This is a genomic window from Brevundimonas sp. AVps31, assembly GCF_058681355.1.
Genome location: NZ_CM178736.1, coordinates 1,741,247 through 1,758,369 on the forward strand (window position 1 = coordinate 1,741,247; position 17,123 = coordinate 1,758,369).

The following is a 17,123-nucleotide window of genomic DNA, read 5'->3' on the forward strand; positions in this document are numbered from 1 at the left end:
CTTGACCGGGTTTTCTTCAGAGCTTTGAAAAATTCATCCCTGAACGGGATTCAGGTGTCGGCGACACCTGCGAAGCCGTCTTCATCCGCCCAGGCAATCCGCTTCGCGTCCGGGCTCATGGCCAGGGCGACAACGGCGGCGCCCTTTTCGGCCCTGATGAAGTTCAGGCCCTGCCCCGCCGGATCGGCCAGCCACACGCGCCCGTCATTCAGACCCGCCGCCAGCAGACCCGCCTTCGGGGTGGAGGCGACCAGGGTCACCAGACTGCCCTCGTCGAAGCCGATCTCGGTGGCTTCCTTGCCCATGGGCCCGTTGGCGCCGACGAAGGGCCACAACACGGCCCCCTGGGCGCCCGAGGTCGCCATCAACTGCCCCTTGGACAGGAAGCTGACGGACTTCACCTTTCCGGGGTAGCCGCCCATGCGCAGGTTCTTCTGATCCTTGAGGCGCCAGCCGTGCAACTGGTTGTCCTGCATCGCCGTGACGATGAAGGCGCCGTCCGGGGAGAAGGCCACGCCGGTGTGCGACCCCGCCCATTTCAGCAGGGTCGGCTTCTGATCCGCGATCCGCGCGAACCAAAGCGCTGCGCCGCCGTAGGTCGAGGTCGCGATACGGCGACCCTTCGGCTCGAAGGCCACGCCCGAGACGGTGCGCTCATGCACGAAGTCTCGGCGGAAGCCCGCGTCCTTCGAGTCGATCACCGACAGGGTTTTGCCGAACGAGAAAGCAATCAGCCCGCTCTCGGCCGAGGCGTCGATGGCGTCGATCCAGGCGCCCTTGGCGGTGGCCAGCAGGCCGGCCTCGCCCTTGCGGTGCCAGATCACCCGGCCGTCGTCGCCGCCGGTGACGACGCCCTCGCCCGACGGGTGGACGCAGGCGCACAGGATCGCTCCGTCGTGGGCGATGCTGAAGGCGCCGTCCTCGAACCGCACCGCGCCGTCGCCAAGAGCGAAGACCGCGCCGTCCCTGTCGAACAGGGCGGCGGTAGGCTGGGCGTCAAAATGGAAGCTGGTCATGGCGGTCCTATACCGTCCCGGCCGGGAAAATCGAGGTCAGGTCGCGGCGCAGGCCTCGAAACCGGCGCGCAGGGCGGCCTCGTCCAGATCGCGGCCGATGAAGACGGCGCGCGACCAGCGGCGTTCCTTCTCGCCCCACGGCTTCTGCAGGTCGCCTTCCAGGATCATGTGCACGGCCTGGAAGACCAGGCGGCGATCCTCGCCCGCCACCTCGATGATGCCCTTGGCGCGCAGGATGTTCTGGCCCTGCTCGCCCAGCAGCCGATCCAGCCACTGGGTGAATTTCGCGCCGTCCATCGGACGGTCCAGCGACAGGGCGATGCCCTTGATGTCGTCCTGGTGCGCATGGCCGCGCGGCCCATGGTCGTGGTCGTGTCCATGCGCGTGGTCATGACCCTGATGGTCGTGGCCATGGGCGTGGTCGTGGTGATGGTGGTCGTGCCCGCAGTGATCGTCGTGCACATGGCCGTCGGCGCCGTGCGGCGGATTGACAAAGTCCGGACGGACCTCGGTGATCCGCTCCAGATCGAAGCCGTGCACGTTGAGGATCTGGTCCAGCGGCACATTGGCGCGTTCGGCGCGGGTGATCGGGGCCAGCGGGTTCAGCGCGCGCAGGCGGCTCTCGACCACGGCCAGCTCTTCCGCCGACACCAGATCGACCTTGTTGAGGATGATGCGGTCGGCGAAGGCGACCTGCTCGCGCGCCTCCTTCGAGTCGTCCAGCCGGGCCATGACGTGTTTGGCGTCGACCAGCGCCGTAACGCTGTCCAGCTGGGTTTTCGCCTTGACCTCGTCGTCCACGAAGAAGGTCTGGGCCACCGGTCCAGGGTCGGCCAGACCGGTCGTCTCCACGATGATGGCGTCGAACGCGGGCTTGCCCGGACGCTGGCGCTTCATCAGGCCCGCCACGACACGGATCAGGTCGCCGCGCACCGTGCAGCAGACGCAGCCGTTGTTCATCTCGAACACGTCCTCGTCCGCGCCGACCACCAGATCGTTGTCGATGCCGATCTCGCCGAACTCGTTGACGATGACGGCGTAGCGCTTGCCGTGGTCCTCGGTGAGGATGCGGTTCAGCAGCGTCGTCTTCCCGGCGCCGAGGTAGCCGGTGAGAACGGTGACGGGGATCTTGGCGTTTGCGGAGGCTGTGTCGGTCATGGGCGGCAAATGGCGTGTCCCGGCGGGTTTGTGAAGGGAGGCGAGGAAGTGAGGCGCGGGCAATCGCCGACGGAACGGCGCCGAGCCGGCGCGACCGGCGGCCCGAGGCCCGGTTGCTCCACTGCCTGCTGGCTCTCAGCAGTCCGGACAATCCGGCAGAACGCCGCTTTCCAGCTGCAGCGTCGTATGGCGGATCTCGAAGCGTTTGCGGGCCAGGGTCTGGGCCTCGGCCAGCAGGACGTCGGCGTCGGCGCGGTCGTGCACCAGATGCGCCGTCAGGGCGGTGTCCGTGGTCGACAGTCCCCAGACGTGCAGGTCGTGCACCGCCTTGACGCCCGGCAGCGCGAGGAAGGCGGCGCGGATGGCGGCCACATCCATCCCGCGCGGGGCGGCGTCCAGCGCCAGATTGACCGACTCCTTCAGCAACCCCCAGGTGCCCAGCAGGATCACCACCACGATCAGGATGCTGACGATGGGATCGATGATCGACCAGCCGGTCAGCAAAATCACCGCACCGGCGATGACCACGCCGATGGACACCGCCGCGTCCGCCATCATGTGCAGATAGGCGCCGCGCACGTTCAGGTCCCTGTGCTGGTCCTTCATGAACAGCAGGGCCGTGCCGAGATTGATGATGAAGCCTATCCCCGCCACGATCATGATGGTGGTCGACCCGACCGGGGCGGGCTCGGCGAAGCGGCGGACGGCCTCGAAGGCGATGGCCCCGCAGGCGAAGATCAGCAGCAGGGCGTTGAACAGGGCGGCCAGCACCGTGGCCTTGCCGTAGCCATAGGTCTTGGCGGCGACGGCGGTGCGCCGCGCCAGCCAGGCCGCGCCCCCCGCCATGGCAAGGCCCAGCACGTCCGACAGATTGTGCCCGGCGTCGGCCATCAGGGCTGTGGAATCGCTCAGGATTCCGGCGCCGAACTCGACCGCGACAAACCCCAGATTGACGATCAGGCCGACGCCATAGCGCCAGTCTCCGGTGTCCACCGGCCCGTGGTGATGTCCGCCGGGACCGTGGGGGGGATGGCCGTGGCCATGCCCCGCGTGGGCGCCATGGTCATGATCGTGGGGATCGTGTGCGTGATCGTGTCCGTGGGCCATGCCGCGTCCTTAGGCCCCGGCGCGTGGACCGTCAAACGGCGCCCCGCCTAAGGTCTTGAATGTAAATGTATAACCTTTCACCGTCAGTGCTGGTGGAAGACCACCAGCAGACCGATCAGGATCAGGGCCACGCCCAGGATGGCGCCCTCGTAGCGGGCCCAGCGCTCCAGCCGTAGCACCGACCATCCGGCCCGGGCCAGCAGGGTGAAGACCGCCATTCCGGCCACCGTTCCCGCGGCGAAGGCCACCGTCAGGGCGCCCAGCACCAGCAGGCCTTCCGTGGCTTGCGACAGATAGATGGGCAGCAGCACCTCGCCCGGCGACACGGCCATCATCACCACCAGCCCCAGGAAGGCGGCGGTATGGGACACGGACGGCTCGGGCAGGTCCAGCTCGGGGCCGCCCGCCAGCTGGGGGCGGCGCAGGGTGGCGCGGGCCAGATAGAAGGCGCCGAACAGGAACAGCATCACCGCCGCGATGTGCGGCAGCAGACCCGAAATCCATTGGTCCAACGCCAGCCCGGCCATGACGATCAGGCCGCCGACCACGGCGGTGGTGGCGATATGGGCCAGACCCGCGGCGCTGACCGCGCCCAGTACGCGCGGCAGGTTCCAGCGCTGTGCCCGCCCGACCAGCACGAAGGGCAGCCAGTGGGTCGGCAGGGCGGCGTGCAGGAAGGCCGTCGCGAAGCCCGTCCCCAGCAGGGACAGCAGGATGGGTTGTTCCAGATCGGACGGCGACATGCGCGTCCTCTAGCGTGTTACTTTATAACAGTCGAGCCCCGGCGCCGTTTTTCTTGAGCCGGGGTTCTGAAGCCGGAGGCGCGGGCGGCGTTCAGGCCGCCCGCGCGATCGCGTCACAGCATCCAGTCGTCGTGCGGGGGATGAACCAGCATGGTTCCGTCCACCTCCGGCTGGGGGGTGAGGCTGTGGCCCGCGCGACCGAAGAGATCCTCGGCGGGCAGGACCAGCGGCTCGCCGCCGTCCGGCAGGCCCGGCTGCACCTGCGGCCCCCGGTCGCCGCCCTTGGCGAACAGGAAGTCGTCGTGGGTCAGCGTGGGCAGGGTCAGCCCGTCGTCGTCGCCGAGGGTCAGGGCGACGTCGCCGCTCGACAGGGCCGGGCGGACCAGCCGGGCGCCCACATCCTCGTCCGACAGGATCGGCGCGGGCGCCGGCGCGAGCGGCGGCGGGGTCAGGACGCGGAAGGTTCCGTCGCTGAACGCCAGGGCCTCGATGTTGGTGATCGTATCGACGCCGTCGCGACCGCCGACGGTGTCGGTGACCGTCCAGGTGGAGCCGGAGACATAGGTGATGGTGTAGTCGGCGGCGACGCCGCGCAGCACGGCGGTGTCGCGACCGTCGCCCCCGTTCAGGGTGTCGTTGCCGCCGGCGCCCGTCAGGATGTCGTTGCCGCTGCGGCCGTTGACGATGTTGGCCAGGTCATTGCCCCTGCCGACGAAGTCGCTGACGCCCGTGTAGATCAGGTTCTCGATATGGGCGCCGAGATTGTACGCCGTCAGCGAGGTGCGGACGGTGTCACTGCCCTGGCCCGCCTGCTCGATGATGGTGTCGTCCGCGTCGACGATGAAGGTGTCGTCGCCCAGACCGCCGTACAGTTCGTTGGCCGCGCCGCTACCGCCCAGCAGGGTGTCGTTGCCGCCGCCGCCGATCAGGACGTCATAGCCGGCCCCGCCGCTCAGGTAGTCGTTGCCGGCGCCGCCGACGAGGGTGTTGTTCTCGGCATTGCCGAACGCCGTGAAGTCGCCCGAGCCCTGGTAGAACAGACGCTCCAGATTGTTCGCCAGCCGGAAGACGCTCTGGGTGGTGACGACCGAGTCGACGCCCTCCCCGGACAGTTCGACGATCGTGTCGTTGGCGTCCGTATAATAGGTGTCGTCGCCCGTGCCGCCGTACATCTCATTGGCCGCGCCGGAGCCGCCGAACAGGATGTCGTTTCCACCCAGGCCGACCAGCACGTCATAGCCGGCGCCGCCGATCAGTGTGTTCGAACCGGTTTCGCCGATGAGGGTGTCGTTGAAGGCGGTGCCGCTCACGTTCTGGACGCCGGAGATGGTGTCCACGCCGCCGAAGCCGTCATTGGGCACGTCGCCGTGGTTCAGGCGGACGATCACGCCGGTCGGCGCGGCGCTGTAGGTGACGGTGTTGACCCCGCCGCCGCCGGTGATGGTGTCATTGCCCGCGCCGCCGACGAAGGTGTCGTTGCCCCCGCCGCCGCTCTGGGTGTCGTCACCGCCGGTGCCGACCTGCACGTCGCCGGTGGCCGAGGCTTCGCCGTTGACGGTGATGGTCACCGTGGCCGTGTTGCCGCCCGCCAGGGTGTAGGTGAAGGTGTCGGTGGCGGTGTTGACCGAGCCGGACCCCGCGCCCGGCAGGTCGTTGAAGCGACCGTTCGGATCGTAGCTGTAGGTGCCGTTGGCGTTGACCGTCAGCAGGGCGCCCGAGGCCAGCACGATCTGGGTCCCGACCGAGGCCGCCGAACCGTTCACCGCCGCGATGGTCAGGGCGGGACCGTCCACATCGATGTCCACGCCCGAGCCGTTGTTGTCGAACAGGTCGCCGGTGACGGACGCGCTCTCCACCGTCGAGAAAGCGTCGTTCTGCGCGACCGCCGCGTCCTCGATGTTGGCGACGGCGCCGGTGGTGGCGCTGGTGGCCGATTCCACCGTGCCGTTCTGGTCGGTGTAGTAGGCCACGACCCGGATCACGCCGCCCACGTCGGCGTCGCCGAGCGTGTAGGTCGTCTGATCGGCGCCGACGTTGACGAAGCCCGAGCCCGTGTCGCGCTGCCACTGGTAGTGCAGCGTGCCCAGGCCATCGGCGTCGGCCACGGTCGAGGCGTCGGCGGTCAGCACCTGATCTTCCGTCGCCGACCCGGTGATCGTGACGCCGCCGGTCAGGGCGTCGTTGACGTTGCTGATCGCCGCGGCGCCGGCGCTGGTCACGGTGTTGGCGAAGCCTTGGCCGTCCGTATAGCTGACGATCACCCGGACCACGCCGCCCACGTCGGCGTCGCCGAGGGTGTAGGTGGCCTGATCGGCCGCGCCGATCGAGACGAAGCCCGAGCCGGAGTCGCGCTGCCAGTCGTAGTGGAGGGTCCCAAGACCGTCGGCGTCGGCGAGGGTCGAGGTGTCGGCGGTCAGGACCTGATCCTCTGTCGCCGTGCCGGTCAGGGAGACCCCGCCGGTCGGCGCATCGTCGGTCGCCGTGACCGCGGACGAGACGGAAGAGGTCGCGGATTCCACCGTGCCCTGGTCATCGGTGTAGTAGATCACCACGCGGACGACGCCGCCGACGTCGGCGTCGGTGAGGGTGTAGGTCGCCTGATCGGCGCCGATGTTGACGAAGCCGCCGCCGACGTCGAGCTGCCACTGATAATGCAGCGTGCCCAGGCCGTCCGCGTCCGCGATGGTCGAGACCGCCGTCAGCACCTCGTCCTCGGCGAAGGTCCCCGTGATCGTGGCCCCGCCGGTGTGCGGGTCATTGACGTTGCTGATGGCGGCGGTGCCGGCGCTGGTCGCCGTCTCCGCAAAGCCCTGGCCGTCGGTGTAGCTGACGATCACGCGCACCACGCCGCCCACGTCGGCGTCGCCGAGGGTGTAGGTGGCCTGATCGGCCGCGCCGGTCGAGACGAAGCCCGAGCCGGTGTCGCGCTGCCAGTCATAATGCAGCGTGCCCAGACCATCCGCGTCCGCCAGGGTCGAGGTGTCGGCGGTCAGGACCTGGTTCTCGGTCGCCGTGCCCGTCAGGGAGACGCCGCCGGTGTGCGCGTCGTTTACGGCCGTGATGGCCGCGGTGGCCGCGGACGTGACGGCCTCCGCCGTGCCCTGATCGTCGGTGTAGCTGACGACCACGCGGACAACGCCGCCCACGTCGGCGTCGCCGAGGGTGTAGGTGGCCTGATCGGCGCCCACGTTGACGTAGCCGGAACCCGTATCGCGCTGCCACTGGTAGTGGATCGTGCCCAGGCCATCGTTGTCGGCCAGGGTGGAGGTGTCGGCGGTCAGGACCTGATTTTCGGTCCCCGTCCCCGTGACGGAAACGCCGCCGGTCGGGGTGTCGTTGACGTTGGCGATGGCGGCGGTCGCGGCGCTGGTGGCGGATTCCACCGTCCCCTGGTCATCGGTGTAGTAGATCACCACCCGGACGACGCCGCCGACGTCGTCGTCGCCCAGCGTATAGGTGGCCTGATCGGCGCCGACGTTGACGAAGCCGCCGCCCGCGTCACGCTGCCACTGATAGTGCAGCGTGCCGAGGCCGTCCGCGTCAGCGATGGTCGAGACGGCGGTCAGGACGCCGTCCTCGGTCGCCGTGCCCGTGATCGAGGCCCCGCCGGTGTGCGCGTCATTGACGTTGGCGATGGCGGCAGTGCCGGCGCTGGTGGCCGATTCCGCGAAGCCCTGGCCGTCGGTGTAGCTGACGACCACGCGGACCACGCCGCCGACGTCGGCGTCGCCGAGCGTGTAGGTCGACTGATCCGCCGCGCCGATCGAGACGAAGCCGGATCCGGTGTCGCGCTGCCAGTCATAGTGCAGCGTGCCCAGGCCATCCACGTCGGCCAGGGTCGAGGCGGCGGTCAGGGTCTGGTTTTCGGTGGCCGTGCCCGTCACGGAGACGCCGCCCGTATGGGGATCGTTGACGGCGCTGATGGCGGCGGAGGCGGCGCTGGTCGCCGACTCTACGGTGCCGCCGGCGTCGGTGTAGTAGATCACCACGCGCACCACGCCGCCGACGTCGGCGTCGCCGAGCGAATAGGTCGCCTGGTCATTTCCGACGTTGACGAAGCCGCCGCCGCTATCGCGCTGCCACTGATAGTGCAGCGTGCCGAGGCCGTCCGGATCGGCGATGGTCGAGACCGCGGTCAGGACGCCGTTCTCGGCCTGGGTTCCCGTGATCGCGGCGCCGCCGGTGTGCGGATCGTTCACGGCGGTCACCCCGACGGTGACCGACTGGGTCGCGCTGGTCCCGCCGGCGCCGTCCGTCAGGCTGACGGTGACGGTGCGGTTCGCCGTGTTGGGCGCGTCCGAGGTGTTGTTGTAGGTCAGGGCCCGCACCAGCGCCTGGGTCGCCGCCGGGGTGGCGTCGCCATCCAGGGTGATGACCAGGCTGGCGCCGGCGCTACCGCCGGTGAAGGTGCCGATCTGGACGCCCTGATACGAGATGTTGGCGCCCGAAACGCTGATCTGGCCGGCGCCCGTGCCGATATTGGCGACGCCCAACACGTCCTGCGCGCTGACGCCATTGGCGGTGATGGCGACGGTCAGGGTCCCGCCGTTGAAATTGGCCTGTTCGGCGTCGGCGACGGTGGCGTTGCCGCCGGTGTCCAGACGAACGGCCGTGCCTTCGGTGAACGCCGCCGTGTCGCCGTTCAGATTGCCGAAGGTCGGGGCCGTGTTGGTCGACTGGGTGGTGAAGTTCAGCGTCGTGTTGTTGTTGATCCCCGCGAACACGGCGCCTTCAGCGTCGGCGAAGGTCTCCTGGTCCATGCGGACGTAATAGTTGGTCAGGCCGGCCAGGGTCACCGACGGGTCGATGGTCCAGGTCGTGCCCGAGCCGGTCACCTGCGCCGAGCCGACGCTGATCGTCTCCAGCAGGACGCCGTCGCCGCGGTACAGATAGATGTTGCCGGCGCCCTTGGAGACGCTTTCGCTGAACGTCAGGGTGATGTTGGCCGTGGTCGACACCCCGGTGGCGTTATCGGCCGGGCTGGCGGAAACCAGGGTCGGCGGGGCGCCGTTCTGGCGGTACAGCACCAGACCGCCGCCGGCCTGGTCGCGGTCGACAATGTCCACGTCGCCGTCGCCGTCGATGTCCACGGCGGTCCAGGTCGTCAGCTGCTGGCTGGTCAGGTCCAGGCCCGCGAACGGCGTGCCGGTCAGGCTGGTGAAGTTGGTGAAGGTCCCGCCGTCATTGCGGAAATAGCCGAAGCCGGTCCCGGCGGTATTGCCGTTCTGGTAAATGACGTCGGTGTCGCCGTCGCTGTCGAAATCGCCCATGACCATGCGGGCGTCAAAGTTGCCGATGTCCGCCAGGGGATCGGTCGTGCGGGTGAAGCTGCCGCCGTCGTTGCGGTACAGCACCTGGGTCGTGCCGCGATCGATGATGTCCTTGTCGCCGTCGTCATCGACGTCGATCACGAAGGTCGAGGTGGTGATCTGCAGGCCGATGAAGTCAACGCCGGTGAAGGGCGTGCCGGCGGCTGCGGCGCTGGTGAAGTTGGTGAAGGTCAGGCCGCCGTCGTTGCGCAGGAAGCCGATGCCCGCTCCGGCGCTGTTGCCGTTCTGGTAGAGGGCGTCCACATCGCCGTCGTTGTCGAAGTCGCCCCAGACCATGCGCTGGTCGAAGCTGCCGGTGTCCGGGATCGGATCGGCCATGCGGGTGAAGCCGGCGTTGCCGTTGTTCAGGAAGAAGGTCGTCGTGTTGGACGTGCGGTCCAGGATGTCCAGATCGCCGTCGCCATCGAAGTCCAGAACGAAGAAGTTTTGCGGGGTGAGTTGGCGGCCCGACAGGTCCACGCCCTGGAAGATCGAACCGGCCGAGGTGGCGTCGGTGAACGTGGTGAACGACCCGTTCCCGTTGTTCTGCATGTAGCCGATGCCGGCGCCGGCGGTGTTGCCGTTCTGGAAAAGGATGTCGATGTCGCCATCGCCGTCGAAGTCGCCGAAGATCATGCGGCTGTCGAAGGCGCCCGTGTCCCCGATGGGATCCGTCACAGTGGTCCAGGTCGTCGGCATCTCTTTTCCCTCCCGAAGCCTGACAGGCGTGCGTCGTCAGGCAGGCAGCATCCCCTCCGGACGCTACGCATTGTTACCTAAATCTTAAGCGACGTCCGTAGGCAACTGCAGATTACGGTCACGCTAGAACTTGGCCGCGCTTTCCCCCTGCGGGCGACTGTTTTCAGGCAACCAGTGCGGGTGTGGCGGCTGCGGCGGCCTTCTGGAGGCCGGGCCGGGAGCGACCCCGGCGTCAATTTTCCTGCCCCGGCCGCGCGCGATCGCTCACAGCATCCAGTCGTCGTGCGGGGGATGAACCAGCATGGTTCCGTCCACCTCCGGCTGGGGGGTGAGGCTGTGGCCCGCGCGACCGAAGAGATCCTCGGCGGGCAGGACCAGCGGCTCGCCGCCGTCCGGCAGGCCCGGCTGCACCTGCGGCCCCCGGTCGCCGCCCTTGGCGAACAGGAAGTCGTCGTGGGTCAGCGTGGGCAGGGTCAGCCCGTCGTCGTCGCCGAGGGTCAGGGCGACGTCGCCGCTCGACAGGGCCGGGCGGACCAGCCGGGCGCCCACATCCTCGTCCGACAGGATCGGCGCGGGCGCCGGCGCGAGCGGCGGCGGGGTCAGGACGCGGAAGGTTCCGTCGCTGAACGCCAGGGCCTCGATGTTGGTGATCGTATCGACGCCGTCGCGACCGCCGACGGTGTCGGTGACCGTCCAGGTGGAGCCGGAGACATAGGTGATGGTGTAGTCGGCGGCGACGCCGCGCAGCACGGCGGTGTCGCGACCGTCGCCCCCGTTCAGGGTGTCGTTGCCGCCGGCGCCCGTCAGGATGTCGTTGCCGCTGCGGCCGTTGACGATGTTGGCCAGGTCATTGCCCCTGCCGACGAAGTCGCTGACGCCCGTGTAGATCAGGTTCTCGATATGGGCGCCGAGATTGTACGCCGTCAGCGAGGTGCGGACGGTGTCACTGCCCTGGCCCGCCTGCTCGATGATGGTGTCGTCCGCGTCGACGATGAAGGTGTCGTCGCCCAGACCGCCGTACAGTTCGTTGGCCGCGCCGCTACCGCCCAGCAGGGTGTCGTTGCCGCCGCCGCCGATCAGGACGTCATAGCCGGCCCCGCCGCTCAGGTAGTCGTTGCCGGCGCCGCCGACGAGGGTGTTGTTCTCGGCATTGCCGAACGCCGTGAAGTCGCCCGAGCCCTGGTAGAACAGACGCTCCAGGTTGTTCGCCAGCCGGAAGACGCTCTGGGTGGTGACGACCGAGTCGACGCCCTCCCCGGACAGTTCGACGATCGTGTCGTTGGCGTCCGTATAATAGGTGTCGTCGCCCGTACCGCCGTACAGTTCGTTCGCCGCACCGGAGCCGCCGAACAGGATGTCGTTTCCGGCATTGCCGACCAGCACGTCATAGCCGGCGCCGCCGCGCAGGGTGTTGTTCACCCCGTCGCCGGCCAGCACATCGTTGAAGGCCGAACCCGTGACGTTCTCGATGCCGGACAGGGTGTCCGTGCCGCCGGAGCCGTCGCTCGGCGCATCGCCATTGGCCAGACGCACAAAGACGCCGCCGCTCGCTCCGGCGTAGGTGACCGTGTCGATGCCGCCGCCGCCGGTGATGCTGTCATTGCCCGCGCCGCCGACGAAGGTGTCGTTGCCCGCGCCGCCGCTCTGGGTGTCGTCACCGCCGGTGCCGACCAGCACGTCGCCGGTCGAAGAGGATTCACCGTTGATGGTGACGGTGACGGTCGCGGTGTTCCCGCCCGCCAGGGTGTAGGTGAAGGTGTCGGTGGCGGTGTTGACCGAGCCGGACCCCGCGCCCGGCAGGGCGTTGAAGCGACCGTTCGGATCGTAGGTGTAGACCCCGTTCACATCGACCGTCAGCAGGGCGCCCGAGGCCAGGGTGATGATGGCCCCGACCGAGGCCGCCGAACCGTTCACCGCCGCGATGGTCAGGGCGGGACCGTCCACATCGATGTCCACGCCCGAGCCGTTGTTGTCGAACAGGTCGCCGGTGACGGACGCGCTCTCCACCGTCGAGAAAGCGTCGTTCTGCGCGACCGCCGCGTCCTCGACGTTGGCGACGGCGCCGGTGGTGGCGCTGGTGACGACCTCCACCGTGCCGCCGACGTCGGTGTAGTAGACGACCACGCGGATCTGTCCGCCCACGTCGGCGTCGCCGAGCGTGTAGGTCGCCTGATCAGTTCCGACGTTGACGAAGCCCGAGCCCGTGTCGCGCTGCCACTGGTAGTGCAGCGTGCCCAGGCCGTCATTGTCGGCCAGGGTCGAGATGTCGGCCGTCAGGACCTGATCCTCGGTCGCCGTGCCGGTGATCGAGACGCCGCCGGTCGGGGCGTCGTTGACGTTGAAGATCGTGGCGCTGGCGGCGCTGGTCACGCTGTTGGCGAAGCCCTGGCCGTCGGTGTAGCTGACGACCACCCTGACCACGCCGCCGACGTCGGCGTCGCCGAGCGTGTAGCTGGACACATCGGTCCCGACGTTGACGAAGCCCGAGCCCGTGTCGCGCTGCCACTGATAGTGAAGCGTGCCGATGCCGTCGGAGTCCGCCAGGGTCGAGGTGTCGGCGGTGAGGATCTGATCCTCGGTCGCCGTCCCGGTCACGGAGACGCCGCCGGTCGGGGCGTCGTTGCTGGCGCTGACGACGGCCGTGGCGGCGCTGGTCGCCGATTCCACCGTGCCCCCGGCGTCGGTGTAGTAGGTCACCACGCGGACCACGCCGCCGATATCGCCGTCGCCCAGCGTATAGGTCGCCTGGTCGGCGCCGACGTTGACGAAGCCGCCGCCGATATCGCGCTGCCACTGGTAGTGCAGGGCGCCGATGCCGTCGGCATCGGCGAGGGTCGCGACAGCGGTCAGGACGCTGTCCTCTGCGACCGTGCCGGTAATGCTGGCGCCGCCCGTGTGGGCGTCGTTGACGGCGGTGATGTTGACGATGACGGAACCGCCGGCGCTGGCTGACCCGCCGGAGCCCTGGCCGGCGCCGGGCGCGCCGTCGTTCAGCGTATAGTTCAGGGTCACGCTGCCGGGAGGGGCATCGCTCGTATTGGCGTAGGTGATGTGGTTGATGACGTCGTTGACCAGAGCGGTGGTCGCCGTCGTCGCCGCGCTGGTGAAGCTGATTGTCAGGACGCCGCCGACGCTGGCGAAGGTGGCGAAGGTCAGCCCCCCGACCTGAAGGGCGTTGCCGCTGACCGTGAAGCCGCCGCCGCTGGAGACGCTGAAGGCGTCGAAGGCGTTGGCAGAGGCGCGCTGGACGGTGAAGCTGGCGCCGGAGAAGTCGCCGTTGCCGCCGTTGCGGGCGCCCAGGTCGACATCGGACACCGTGACGGATCCCAGCAGGGTCGCCGCGACCTGTTCGGTGGCCCCCACCGTGACGGCCGTGCCCGGAACGGTCGGGGTGTCATTCACCGCCGTGACCGTCGAGCCGAGCTGCAGACTGGTGTCGCTGTACGGGGTCACGCCGCCGTTGACGCTGACGTCCAGCAGGGAGCCTGTGGTCACCGCCCCGCCCGAGCTGTCGATCAGATAGGCGGTCAGTTCCGGCGTGGCCCCGTTGAAGTTGGAGGCGGGCAGGAAGCGCACAAGCGTCCCGGCCGCCAGCACCAGGGCCGAGCTCTCGCTGGGCGAGCCGATGGTCGTCCAGGCGCCGTTGAAATACTGCCAGACGCCCTGGCTCGAGGCGGCGTTGCCGGTGATGGCCACTCCGGCAAGGGTGTCGCCGTTGTCGTCGGAGAAGTGTGAACCGAAGATCGTCGAAACGGTCTGGCCGCCCGGCGCCGCGGTGTCCTCGTTGACCGCGGCGAGGGTCGCGGGGCCGGTCGCCACCGGCGCATCGTTCGCGCCGATGATGGTGATCGTATAGAGGTCGGTGTCGGACTGTGCGCCGCCCGAACCGGCGCCGCCGCCGTCATTGCTGACCACCGTCAGGGTGTCCGTGCCGGAATAGCCGGTGTCGCCGAGGTAGGTCAGGCCGCCGACGCCCGCCAGGGTGGCGTTGATCTGGTTCAGCGTGCCGCTGATGGTCACCGCGCCGGTGCCGTTGCCGGTGATGTCGCCGGCCGTCAGACCATTGGCGACATTGGTCAGCAGGGTGAGGACGCCGTTCGAGACGTTCAGCGTCACCGTCATGGTCTGCAGCGCCGGGTTGGCGTCGACGTCGCTGATCTGCAGGCCGGTGACGGCGATGCTGCTGTTCTCGTTGCCCGTCGCGTTGGACACCGTGCCGTTGACCGGGGCGTCATTGACGGCCGCGAGGGTGATCTGGCTGTAGGCGGTGTTGACGCTGCCGGCGGGAATGTCCGGCGTGCCGTCGCGGATCGTCCAGGTCAGGGTCCGGGTCGTGTTCAGCCCGTAGTTCGTGGGGTTGTCGCCGGTGGCGTAGTAGCGGATCGCCGCCATGGCCGCCTGATAGTTGGCGAAGGTGTCATAGCCGGAAAGGTTCAGGGTCTCGGTCGCCGCGTTCCAGCTGACGGTGATGTTGGTGCCGGCGATCAGGCCGGAGATCTGCAGCGCCGCGCCATAGGCCAGATGGTCGTCGGCGGTGCTGTTTTCGTTGGATGAGAAACGGCCGCCGGTAATCTGCACCGAGGCTCCGGTCAGGTGGCCGCCGTTGAAGTCGGTGATCGTCGGTGCGCCGGTCAGCACGACGGTGCCCGCGCCGGCCTGTTCGGCCATGACCGAGGCCGTGCCGTTGATGCCGTTCAGGGTGGCGACGTTGGCGAACGTCATGCCTTGGATGTTGGCGGCTGTGCTGCCGAAGGCCGGCGAGGGGGTGATGGTGTTGATCAGGGTCGCGGTCGTGCCCGCACTGTCCAGCTGGAAGACGAAGATCACGTCATCGGAGCTGACGCCGCCCTGACCCTCGGATTCGACGTAGATCTGGCGCAGGTTCTGATCGAACGTCATGTCGCCGGGATAGAAATTGCCGAGGCCGCCGACGAGGGTCACCTTGACGGCGGTGCCGCTCGACGCGTTCTCGCTGATGTACCAGATGGCGTTCTGGCCGGCGTTGTAACCGCCGCCGGGAGAGGGCGCATTGGACTGGGTGGTGAAGTAGACTAGGTCGGTGGTCGTATCGACCTCGACATCCTGGATGTAGCCGCTGGAGCCGTCGTCCGGGAACTGGGCCTGGCTGACCAGCTGGGTTGTGGTGTTGGGGTTGGACAGGTCGAGCCGGAACAGGCCGACCGAGGTCGCGCCGCCGTTCAGCTTCTCGGTGTAGAACATCCGGCCGATGGTGGCGTCCAGCGCGAAGTCCATCGGATCCAGCAGGTCAAAGCCGCTCTCCTGGCCACGCGTGTCGGAGGCGGAGGTGACCAGGAAGCCGTTATCGGTCAGGGCTCCGGTCAGCGGGTTGTAGCTGTAGACGCGGATGCCCGTGTTCGCCGGGGCCGCTCCGCTGCCGTCCTGGTAGCCGACATAGATGCGGTGGTTGATCGTATCGACCTGCATGCCGTTGGTGATCACGTCGTCCGAAAAATCGACGACGATCGTAGGCGCGGCCGAGCTGCCGATCACGCCACGGACCAGGAAGGCGTTGTCCCCGAAGATGCCGCTGTTGGCCATGCCGAAATAGAAGCCGGCGGCGGTGTCCAGGCCGATATCGGCCATGGAGCTGCTGGGCAGGGGATCGGTGGCCGGGCTGTTGTCGATGTTGACGGTCTGGCTGGAGCCGTCGTTGTTGACCCGCACGATCCGGGTGTCGCTGTCGCCGCCCTCGGTGGTGAACCAGAGCTGGCCGGTGGGGCGCAGGCCGAAGGTGCTCAGGCCGTCATCAACGGCGCCGCCCGCGAGGATGAAGTTCGTGCCGTTGACCGAGGCGGTGTGCGCCGTGGTCGTCCCCGCCAGCTCGCGCGAACCCGCGTCGTCAATGTTCTCCATGAACGTCAGGCTGCCGCCTGCATTGACGCGGAAGGTCGAGACCCCGTTCTCGGACCCGCCGACCGTCAGATAGGTCGTCGCACCGACGGTGGTGACCGCGATCCCCGAGGCGCCGGCCAGGCGGAGTGCGGCGCTGTCGCCCACATTGGCGACATTGGTCATGATGCCCGAGCTGTTGACCGAAAAGACGCTGACGCCGTTATCGATCGCACCGGTGACGAACAGATAGGTGACGCCGCCGACCACCGCGGTGGCCACGTCGCTGGCCCCGTCCAGCCTCAGGGTCGCGTCGTCGGTGACGTTCGAGGTGTTGGTCAGGCTGCCGTCGGCGGCGACGCTGAAGATGCTGACGCCGTCATCGACGCCGCCCGCGACAAACAGGTAGGTGTTGCCGCCGATCACGGCGGTGGTCATGCCCTTGACGCCGTCCAGCTCCGTCGTGCCGTTGTCGGCCAGATCAAAGGCCGAGGTCAGCGTCCCGTCGCCGCTGACGCGGAAGACGCTGATGCCGTCATCGTTGGTCCCCGCCGCGAACACATAGGCGTTCCCGCTCACGGTCGCCGAGGTCACCCGCGACACCCCGCCCAGGTTCAGGGCCCCGCCGTCAGTCACATCAAAAACCGGCGTCAGGGCGCCGCCGACGCTGACCCGGAAGACGCTGAGCCCGTTATCGCCCGATCCTGCGGCGACGAGGTAGGTGTTGCCTTGGGAGGTGATAGTGGTCAGGCCGCTGACGCCGACCATGTTCATGGCCCCGCTGTCGGTGACATTATAGACAGGGGTCAGGGCGCCGTTGACGCCCAGGGAGAAGACGCTGATGCCGTTGTCCACGCCGCCCGCAGCGAAGACATAGGTCGTGCCCCCCACGTCCGTGGACGTGATGTAGGACAGGCCGTCCAGCTCCAGGGCGCCGCCGTCGGTTTCGTTATCGCCGTTGGTGAACAGGATCGGCATGGCTGTGGTCCCTCCCACGATGCGGGGGTGCGACCCTCGCGATCCGCGGTCCGGCTTGCGGCCGGCGCGCCCCGTCCCCCGCGAACGGTCCGGGCGAACCTAGAACGCAGTTCTTTGAAGGTGGCAACTCTTCAAATCCACGACTTCGGGAGGCTGCGAGCGGCGGTGATGCGCGAGTTGGCCCGTGGCCGGATGATCGACGTCTATGGACTTTTACGTATCGCTCGGGCGGCGTTGAGGATTTGGTCGACGGCGCGTTTGGA

At 68.4% G+C, this 17,123-nt stretch carries 6 protein-coding genes; all 6 read right to left on the minus strand.

The features are described 5' to 3' along the window. Nucleotides 1-50: 50 nt before the first annotated feature. On the minus strand, nucleotides 51-1,016 hold the full coding sequence (locus tag ACW174_RS08375) for a WD40 repeat domain-containing protein (RefSeq protein ID WP_492017187.1): 966 nt from the start codon (nucleotides 1,014-1,016) through the stop codon (nucleotides 51-53). Between the two features lie 36 nt (nucleotides 1,017-1,052). Next, nucleotides 1,053-2,174 carry a CobW family GTP-binding protein gene (locus tag ACW174_RS08380; protein WP_492017188.1) on the minus strand — a complete coding sequence of 374 codons (1,122 nt, stop codon included), beginning with the start codon at nucleotides 2,172-2,174 and terminating at the stop codon, nucleotides 1,053-1,055. 135 nt (nucleotides 2,175-2,309) lie between these two features. Then, nucleotides 2,310-3,281, minus strand: a complete 972-nt coding sequence (locus ACW174_RS08385; protein ID WP_492017189.1) for a cation diffusion facilitator family transporter — start codon at nucleotides 3,279-3,281, stop codon at nucleotides 2,310-2,312. A gap of 83 nt (nucleotides 3,282-3,364) precedes the next feature. Further along, the gene (locus ACW174_RS08390) at nucleotides 3,365-4,024 is read right to left on the minus strand and encodes a hypothetical protein (protein WP_492017190.1); all 660 of its coding nucleotides are present in this window, start codon (nucleotides 4,022-4,024) and stop codon (nucleotides 3,365-3,367) included. 113 nt (nucleotides 4,025-4,137) lie between these two features. Next, a complete protein-coding gene (locus ACW174_RS08395; protein ID WP_492017191.1) occupies nucleotides 4,138-10,032 on the minus strand; it encodes a beta strand repeat-containing protein in 5,895 nt (1,964 codons plus the stop codon). 264 nt (nucleotides 10,033-10,296) lie between these two features. After that, entirely contained in the window at nucleotides 10,297-16,860 is a 6,564-nt protein-coding gene (locus ACW174_RS08400; RefSeq protein WP_492017192.1) for a cadherin-like domain-containing protein, read from the minus strand. Nucleotides 16,861-17,123: the final 263 nt, after the last annotated feature.

Coding starts and splice junctions, on each gene's coding strand:
- ACW174_RS08375 (WP_492017187.1), bottom strand. CDS start 1,016: ATGACCAGCTTCCATTTTGACGCCCAGCCTACCGCCGCCCTGTTCGAC.
- ACW174_RS08380 (WP_492017188.1), bottom strand. CDS start 2,174: ATGACCGACACAGCCTCCGCAAACGCCAAGATCCCCGTCACCGTTCTC.
- ACW174_RS08385 (WP_492017189.1), bottom strand. CDS start 3,281: ATGGCCCACGGACACGATCACGCACACGATCCCCACGATCATGACCAT.
- ACW174_RS08390 (WP_492017190.1), bottom strand. CDS start 4,024: ATGTCGCCGTCCGATCTGGAACAACCCATCCTGCTGTCCCTGCTGGGG.
- ACW174_RS08395 (WP_492017191.1), bottom strand. CDS start 10,032: ATGCCGACGACCTGGACCACTGTGACGGATCCCATCGGGGACACGGGC.
- ACW174_RS08400 (WP_492017192.1), bottom strand. CDS start 16,860: ATGCCGATCCTGTTCACCAACGGCGATAACGAAACCGACGGCGGCGCC.